This is a genomic window from Soonwooa sp. T0.1_25 (assembly GCF_057652215.1).
The window spans coordinates 1-233 of sequence record NZ_JBYFBZ010000118.1; the positions used below are offsets into that span (position 1 = coordinate 1).

Consider the following 233-nt stretch of genomic DNA (forward strand, 5'->3'; position numbering starts at 1 on the left):
TGTACAGAGGTGTCTAGTTCATATCCAGAGAAGGTGTCAAATATGGCTTTCCGCTCATCCGAAATCAAATGCGGGATTTGACCTTCGCGAAATTGCTTGTAAACTTCATATCATTGATAATGAATTGAAAAAGCAATATTGGATAAAAGAAGAACTTGACTGGTATACAAAACACGAAAATTTTTTAAATGAGAAATCATAAAACAACGAAACAGGAAGATATTGGTATACGA

1 protein-coding gene is annotated in these 233 nt (G+C 33.9%); it reads left to right on the forward strand.

Features of this window, described 5'->3' with window-relative positions:
- A partial coding sequence (locus AC23MB_RS14550) for a hypothetical protein (RefSeq protein WP_487787676.1) occupies positions 1-202 on the forward strand: 202 nt, incomplete at its 5' end.
- Positions 203-233: the final 31 nt, after the last annotated feature.